Below are 6535 nucleotides of genomic sequence, written 5' to 3' on the forward strand. Positions count from 1 at the left end.
CGCGGAACTCCGAGGTCGTCCATGGCGGGCTCTACTACCCCACCGGATCGCTGAAAGCGCGCCTGTGCGTCCAGGGACGCCGGGCTTTGTACCCGTTTCTGGAGGCGCACGGCGTCGCCTTCGATCGCTGCGGCAAGCTGGTGGTGTTCAACGCTCCCGAGGAACTCGGGCGACTCGATGGCATCCTCGCCCAGGCCCTTACAAATGACGTCGAGGGGATGGCCTTGCTATCCGCCGCCCAGGCTCGCGTCCTGGAGCCGGACCTCAAGTGCGATGCGGCCCTCCTCTCGCCGGAGAGCGGGGTCTTTGACAGTCATGGCTACATGCTGGCCCTCCAGGGCGAGATCGAGTCCCGCGGTGGCACCGTCGCCCTCTCGACGCCCTTCGAGGGGGCCGAGCCCCTGGCCAGTGGCGGCTGGAGGATCCGGGCGGGCGGGTCGGAGCCGACCGTCCTGACCGCCGCGCGCCTGGTCACGGCCCCGGGCCTCGACGCCCAGGCGGCCGCGGCCCGCATCTCGGGCTTCTCCGCGACCTCCATTCCGGAGGCCCACTACGGCAAGGGCGTCTATTTCCGGCTTTCGGGACGTGCGCCCTTTGCCCGGCTGATCTATCCGCCGCCGATCCACGGCGCCCTGGGCACGCATTACCGTCGCGACCTCGGAGGCCAGGCGGTCTTCGGTCCGGATCTCGAGTTCGTGGAGACCCTGGACTATTCCGTCGATCCCGCCCGCGCCGCCGTCTTCGCCGACTATATCCGCAGGTTCTGGCCAGGCCTGCCGGAGGGTGCCCTGCAGCCGGACTATGCCGGGATCCGGCCCAAGCTCCATGGACCCGGCCAGCCCCAGCCGGACTTCCGGATCGACGGCCCGGAGGCCCACGGCCTGGAAGGTCTTGCGGTCCTGTTCGGGATCGAGAGCCCGGGCCTGACCAGCTCCCTCGCCATCGGCGAGGAGGTCGCCGGACGGCTCGGGATCTAGGCTGCCCAGCCAGCGATCCAGTCCGCCAGGGCCTGGGGCGACATGTTCCGGGCGCTGGACAGGGCGCTGAAGTTGTCGGGGTTGAGAAGCCGGTCTGTCTTCGGGTCGATCACCATCAGGGCCGGTACCCCCGGCAGGCGTGAAGTGATGCCGTACCGCGCCGGGATCTGCAGGTTGCGGTCGAAGCGACCCACATCGACCATCACCGTCACGAAGTGGGCCTTCATGAACCGGTCGAGTTCCGGGAGAGCCATGGTGCCCGCCAGGACCCGGCAGTCCGGACACCAGTTACCGCCAAGGTCGATGATCAGCCGCTTGCCCTTGCGGCGGGCCTCGGCGCGGGCGCGGTCCACGACGGCGTTGGCGTCGGCCGCCTCGTCATAGGGCAGGGGCAGGGGGGTCTTCAGCTCTGCGAAGGTGGCGATCGACATGCGCGGCGCCGGCCGGGCGGCCAGGGCGGGTGGGGCTGCGGCCGTCGCGGCGGCGGCAGTCAGGATCAGGCGGCGGCGGTTCATCTCGGGGCAGCTCCTGGGTTTGTGCCGAACACTTCCAGCGCGGCGGGGCCAGCGTCAAGTTCCGCCCTCAGCCGGGGCCAGGTGATCGGGCCGGTGTCCCGTGTCGCCTGGTGTTCAAGGGTCTGGACGTCGGCGTCGGAGGCGTCTCCGGACCGGCCGGCCAGGCGGGTCTTCAGGACTTCCGGGGTGCCCTCCAGCCAGACGGCGGCGAAGGGCAGGCCCAGGCGGTCCGCCAGGTCAGCCGCAGCGTGTCGCGGACCCGGATCGAGGAAGGTTGCGTCCAGGATCACGGACCGCCCGGCGGCGAGCAGGCTCGTGGCTTCGGCGAACAGGGCCGTGTGGACGCGGTCTGACATTCCCGGCACATACGCTTCAGGCGGCAGGCGGTCCGTGGGCGCGACGCCGGACAGCCGCTTGCGGATCTCGTCTGACCGCAGGACGACCGCGCCGGGCGAGGCGCCCAGCTGTGGGGCGACGGCCCGGGCCAGGGTGGTCTTGCCCGTCCCGGACATCCCGCCCACGGCGAACAGGCGCGGCGGCTCGGGCTGCAGGTGGCGAAGGGCAGCGGCCAGGTAGGCCCGGCCCCCTTCGTCATGGCCGGAATTGGCCTCGACGTGTGCGCGCACCACCGCCCGGACGGAGAGCATGAGGGGCAGGACGGCCAGGCCTTCCCGGAGACCCTCGCCCTCCCGCCGGGCGGCCTCGTCGAGCCAGGCGTCCAGCACCCGGCAGGCGGCGTCGCGACGGTTACGGAAGTCCAGGTCCATCAACAGGAAGGCGAGGTCGTACTGGATGTCGATATCCGACAGGCGGTCATTGAACTCTATGCAGTCGAAAAGGACCGGGCGACCGTCCTCCAGCAGGATGTTCCCAAGGTGCAGGTCCGCGTGACAGCGGCGGGTGAAGCCGGCCCGGCGGCGGGCCTCCAGCAGCCGGGAGGCGTCTGCAAAGCGTCCCGCCGTGGTCGCGATCACCGCCTCCACAGCGTCCTGGCCGAGGCGGTCTGCGAGGCCGGTCAGGAGGTGGGCGTTGGAGTCGATGGTATAGGCCAGGCCGTCCGCACCGCCGCCCTCAGGACGGAGGGGCGCGGCGGCGTGGAGGCGGGAGATTTCCCGGCCGAGGGCCTCGGCCAGGGCGCCGTCGACCCCCTCCGGACGGGCCGACAGGACAGAGCCCTCGTCGAACCGCCGCATCTCGACGGCGTAGTCCAAGACGGCACCGGCCCCGTCCAGCTCCAGCCGGTCGCCAGTGCGCGTGACCGCGTGGACCCGGCGGTAGATGTCGGGGGCGGCGGGGGCGTTGAAGGCGATCTCCCGCTCAGCCGCCTGCCGCCTCTGCTCCAGGGTGGTGAAGTCCACATAGCCCAGGTCCACCGGCCGCTTGACCTTCCAGGCGGTGTCTCCGGCCAGGTAGACGCGGTTGCAGGCCGTCTCGATCCGGCGCCCGCCCAGGGCGGTGAAGAAGGCGTCGACCGCCGCCTCGTCACCGGCCTCCGGTGTCACGGATAGAGCCGGCTTGTCGTCCAGCCGCCGGGCGCCGCCTCGAAGACAAGCCGTTCGTGCAGGCGGAAGGCCCGGTCGCGCCAGAACTCGATGTGCGAGGGCGTGATCCGGAAACCCGACCAGTGGGGCGGGCGCGGTGCCTTGCCCAGGCCGAACTTGAGCCCGTAGGCGGCGATGGCCTTCTCGAAGGCCAGGCGGTCGGGCAGGGGCTGGGATTGCTGTGAGGCCCAGGCGCCCAGCTGGGCGGGCCGGGCCCGGGTGGCCCAGTAGGCGTCGGCCTCCGCCTCGCTGACCGCCGAGACCGTCCCGCGCACCCGGACCTGTCGGCGCAGGGACTTCCAGTGGAAGAGCAGGGCCGCCTTCCCGCTGGCGGCCAGCTGCTGGCCCTTGGCGCTGTCGAGGTTGGTGTAGAAGACGAAGCCGTCGGGCCCGGCGTCCTTCAGGAGGACCATGCGCACGTCCGGCAGGCCGTCGGCGTCGGCTGTGGCCAGGGCCATGGCGTTGGGATCGTTGACCTCGCCCTTGACGGCCTCGGCCAGCCAGTCGGCGAACAGGGCGATCGGGTCCTCCGCCGTCAAGGGCGGAAGGTCGGCGCCGGCCACGGCCTTGAGGTATTCGTCCTCGGTGGGCGACGGGGGAATGGGAGGTTTCTTGGTCATTCGCGCCCTATAGCGCAGCCGGGCCGCCGACGGTATGGCTAGCGACAAAGCCCGGTCGAGGAGGGATCCCATGGCGACGCGCGGACAGATGATCCGGATGAAGATGAGCGATGGCGCCGAGATCGGCGTCTACCACGTGGGGCCCACGGGCGATCGGCGCGGCGGCCTGGTCCTGATCCAGGAGATCTTCGGGGTCACCGAGCATATCCGCGAGCAGTGCGACCTCTTCGCCGACGAGGGTTACGAGGTCCTGGCACCGGCGCTCTATGACCGCGAGGTCCCTGGCTTCGAGGCCAGCTATTCCGAGGCGGACATCCAGCGCGCCATCGAGGTGGCCCGCCAGCTGCACGACTTCGAGATCTCGCTGAAGGACGCCCAGACCTGCATCGACGCCCTGAAGGCCAAGGGCCCGGTCTTCATGACCGGCTATTGCTATGGCGGGTCGGTCACCTGGGCCATGGCGGCCCGTTCCGGCGACCTGGCCGCCGCCTCCGGCTATTACGGGGGCATGATCCCAACCCAGGCGAGCCTGGAGCCGAAGTGCCCGACGATCCTGCACTTCGGCGCCCACGACCACGGCATCCCCCTGCCCGGTGTGGAGCGGGTGGCCGAGCTACACCCCGAGGTGGCCGTGCACATCTACGATGCGGGCCATGGCTTCCAGTCCGACCGCCGGACCGACTACCACGAACCCAGCGCGACACTCGCCCGGCAACGGACCCTGGCCCTGTTCCACGCAAACGGCGGCTAGGCCGGGCCGCATGTCGCACAATACCTTCGGGCACCTGTTCCGCGTCACCACCTGGGGCGAAAGCCACGGGCCGGCCCTGGGCTGTGTGGTGGATGGGTGCCCCCCTGGCCTGGCCCTGACGCCGGAGGATATCCAGGTCTTCCTCGACCAGAGGCGGCCGGGCCAGGGCAAGTTCGTCACCCAGCGCCAGGAGCCGGACGCGGTGCGGATCCTGTCCGGGGTCTTCGAGGATGAACGCACGGGCGGTGCGGTGACCACCGGGACGCCCATCTCGCTGATGATCGAGAACGTCGACCAACGCAGCCGGGACTATTCCGAGATCGCCCGAGCCTACCGGCCGGGCCACGCTGACTACACCTATGACGCCAAGTATGGCGTGCGGGACTATCGCGGGGGCGGACGGTCCTCGGCGCGGGAGACCGCGGCCCGGGTGGCGGCTGGCGCCGTCGCCAGGAAGGTCATCCCGGGGGTCGCTATCCGGGCGGCGGTCGTGCAGATCGGACCCCACGCCATCGACCGGTCCCGCTTCGACTGGGATCAGCGGACGGAAAACCCCTTCTGGGCGCCTGATGCTGGGATCGTCCCGGTCTGGGAGGCGCACCTCGAGCAGGTGCGCAAGGCCGGCTCCTCCACCGGCGCCGTGATCGAGGTCGAGGCGATCGGCGTTCCGCCCGGCTGGGGCGCGCCCCTCTACGGCAAGCTCGACGCCGAACTGGCCGCCGCCCTGATGTCGATCAACGCCGCCAAGGGCGTGGAGATCGGCGACGGCTTCGCCTCCGCGGCCCTCTCCGGCGAGGCGAACGCCGACGAGATGCGCATGGGGCCCGAAGGTCCCGTCTTTCTGTCGAATCACGCGGGGGGGATCCTCGGGGGCATTTCCAGCGGCCAGCCGGTCACGGCCAGGGTCGCCTTCAAGCCGACCTCTTCCATCCTGACCCTGCGGCGGTCAGTGGATGCGGACGGCGAGGAGATCGATCTGAGGACCAAGGGCCGGCACGACCCCTGCGTCGGCATCCGCGCCGTGCCCGTGGTGGAGGCCATGACCGCCTGCGTGCTGGCCGACGCCTTCCTGAGGCAACGGGGCCAGGTGGGCTAGACCCAGGTCACTGCGATTGAAGACCGGTCCCGAAGCGCCCATCCTAGGCAAGCCCCGTTCCGGAGCGTCAGGAGCCCTCATGCCTTTACCTGCCCGTATTGCCGCTGCAGTCCTCGCCCTCAGCCTGCCTGGCCTCGCAATGGCTGCCCCGGCTCCGGCACCTGCGCCCGCGCCTGCCGCCACCGAGGCCTTCAGCCTTGCGCCCCTGCCCTACGCCTATGAGGCCCTGGAGCCGGTCATCGACGCCGAGACCATGCGCATCCACCATGGCAAGCATCATCAGGCCTATGTGAACAACCTGAACGCTGCCGTGAAGGCTTCCCCGGCCCTTCAGGGCAAGTCCCTGGAGGCCATCCTCGCCGACGTCCAGAACCAGCCGCCTGTGGTCCGCAACAACGCCGGGGGCCACTACAACCACACCCTTTTCTGGACCCTGATGGCGCCCCCAGGTGCGGGCGGCAAGCCCTCAGCGGCGCTGGCGGACCGCATCCGCAAGGACTTTGGCTCGATCGATGCCTTCAAGGCCGCCTTCCAGACCGCCGGGGTCCAGCGCTTCGGTTCGGGCTGGGCCTGGCTGGTCTGGACTGGTGACCACCTGGTGGTGATCAGCACGCCGTACCAGGACAATCCCCTGATGGGCGACGCCCCGGTCAAGGGCGCCCCAATCATCGCCAACGATGTCTGGGAGCATGCCTACTACCTGAAATACCAGAACAACCGGGCCGGCTACCTGTCGGGCTGGTGGGGTGTTCTGAACTGGAACGAGGCCAACCGGCTGTTCGAGACGGCAACCCACAAGGGCAAGTAGATCGCTCGGGTTCAGCTGAGACGTCGTTGACCCCCTCAGTCGGCTTCGCCGACAGCTCCCCCTGGGGGGAGCAATTGCGCTCTAATTCCTCCCCCAAGGGGGAGGTGGACCGGGACGCCCGTCCCGGGACGGAGGGGGTCTACTGAGAGGTCGACTGGGGTGCGGCGGGGGACTCAGCCCAGGGTCAGGGTGCAGGTCTCGCCCAGGGTCGGCCGGGATACGGTGAC

7 protein-coding genes are annotated in these 6535 nt (G+C 70.1%); 4 read left to right on the forward strand and 3 right to left on the reverse strand.

Annotated features, from left to right (window positions below):
* The coding region (locus WCJ52_RS10605; RefSeq protein WP_336903278.1) for an NAD(P)/FAD-dependent oxidoreductase at positions 1-977 on the forward strand (977 nt) is incomplete at its 5' end.
* Here WCJ52_RS10605 and WCJ52_RS10610 read toward each other — a convergent pair.
* The 3 genes from WCJ52_RS10610 to pdxH are packed head-to-tail and all read right to left on the reverse strand — an operon-like array spanning position 974 to position 3653.
* Positions 974-1492 carry a thioredoxin family protein gene (locus tag WCJ52_RS10610; protein ID WP_336903279.1) on the reverse strand — a complete coding sequence of 173 codons (519 nt, stop codon included), beginning with the start codon at positions 1490-1492 and terminating at the stop codon, positions 974-976. The genes WCJ52_RS10605 and WCJ52_RS10610 overlap by 4 nt on opposite strands.
* Complete coding sequence (locus tag WCJ52_RS10615) at positions 1489-2994, reverse strand: AAA family ATPase (protein ID WP_336903280.1); 1506 nt, start codon at positions 2992-2994, stop codon at positions 1489-1491. The genes WCJ52_RS10610 and WCJ52_RS10615 overlap by 4 nt, the downstream gene beginning before the upstream one ends.
* Positions 2991-3653, reverse strand: coding sequence for a pyridoxamine 5'-phosphate oxidase (pdxH, locus tag WCJ52_RS10620; protein ID WP_336903281.1), 663 nt, complete (start codon positions 3651-3653; stop codon positions 2991-2993). The genes WCJ52_RS10615 and pdxH overlap by 4 nt, the downstream gene beginning before the upstream one ends.
* A 70-nt stretch (positions 3654-3723) precedes the next feature.
* On the opposite strand from pdxH, the gene WCJ52_RS10625 reads away from it, so the two are divergent.
* The 3 genes from WCJ52_RS10625 to WCJ52_RS10635 all read left to right on the forward strand — a co-directional run bounded on the left by WCJ52_RS10625 (position 3724) and on the right by WCJ52_RS10635 (position 6308).
* Entirely contained in the window at positions 3724-4404 is a 681-nt protein-coding gene (locus WCJ52_RS10625) for a dienelactone hydrolase family protein (protein WP_336903282.1), read from the forward strand.
* Positions 4405-4414: 10 nt separating this feature from the next.
* Complete coding sequence (gene aroC / locus WCJ52_RS10630; protein ID WP_336903283.1) at positions 4415-5500, forward strand: chorismate synthase; 1086 nt, start codon at positions 4415-4417, stop codon at positions 5498-5500.
* A 139-nt stretch (positions 5501-5639) separates the two neighbouring features.
* Positions 5640-6308, forward strand: a complete 669-nt coding sequence (locus tag WCJ52_RS10635; protein ID WP_336903284.1) for a superoxide dismutase — start codon at positions 5640-5642, stop codon at positions 6306-6308.
* Positions 6309-6535: the final 227 nt, after the last annotated feature.

The sequence above is a fragment of the Phenylobacterium sp. genome (assembly GCF_037138395.1).
In the GTDB taxonomy this organism is placed as follows: domain Bacteria; phylum Pseudomonadota; class Alphaproteobacteria; order Caulobacterales; family Caulobacteraceae; genus Phenylobacterium.

Coding starts and splice junctions, on each gene's coding strand:
- WCJ52_RS10635 (WP_336903284.1), top strand. CDS start 5,640: ATGGCTGCCCCGGCTCCGGCACCTGCGCCCGCGCCTGCCGCCACCGAG.
- WCJ52_RS10625 (WP_336903282.1), top strand. CDS start 3,724: ATGGCGACGCGCGGACAGATGATCCGGATGAAGATGAGCGATGGCGCC.
- pdxH (WP_336903281.1), bottom strand. CDS start 3,653: ATGACCAAGAAACCTCCCATTCCCCCGTCGCCCACCGAGGACGAATAC.
- aroC (WP_336903283.1), top strand. CDS start 4,415: ATGTCGCACAATACCTTCGGGCACCTGTTCCGCGTCACCACCTGGGGC.
- WCJ52_RS10610 (WP_336903279.1), bottom strand. CDS start 1,492: ATGAACCGCCGCCGCCTGATCCTGACTGCCGCCGCCGCGACGGCCGCA.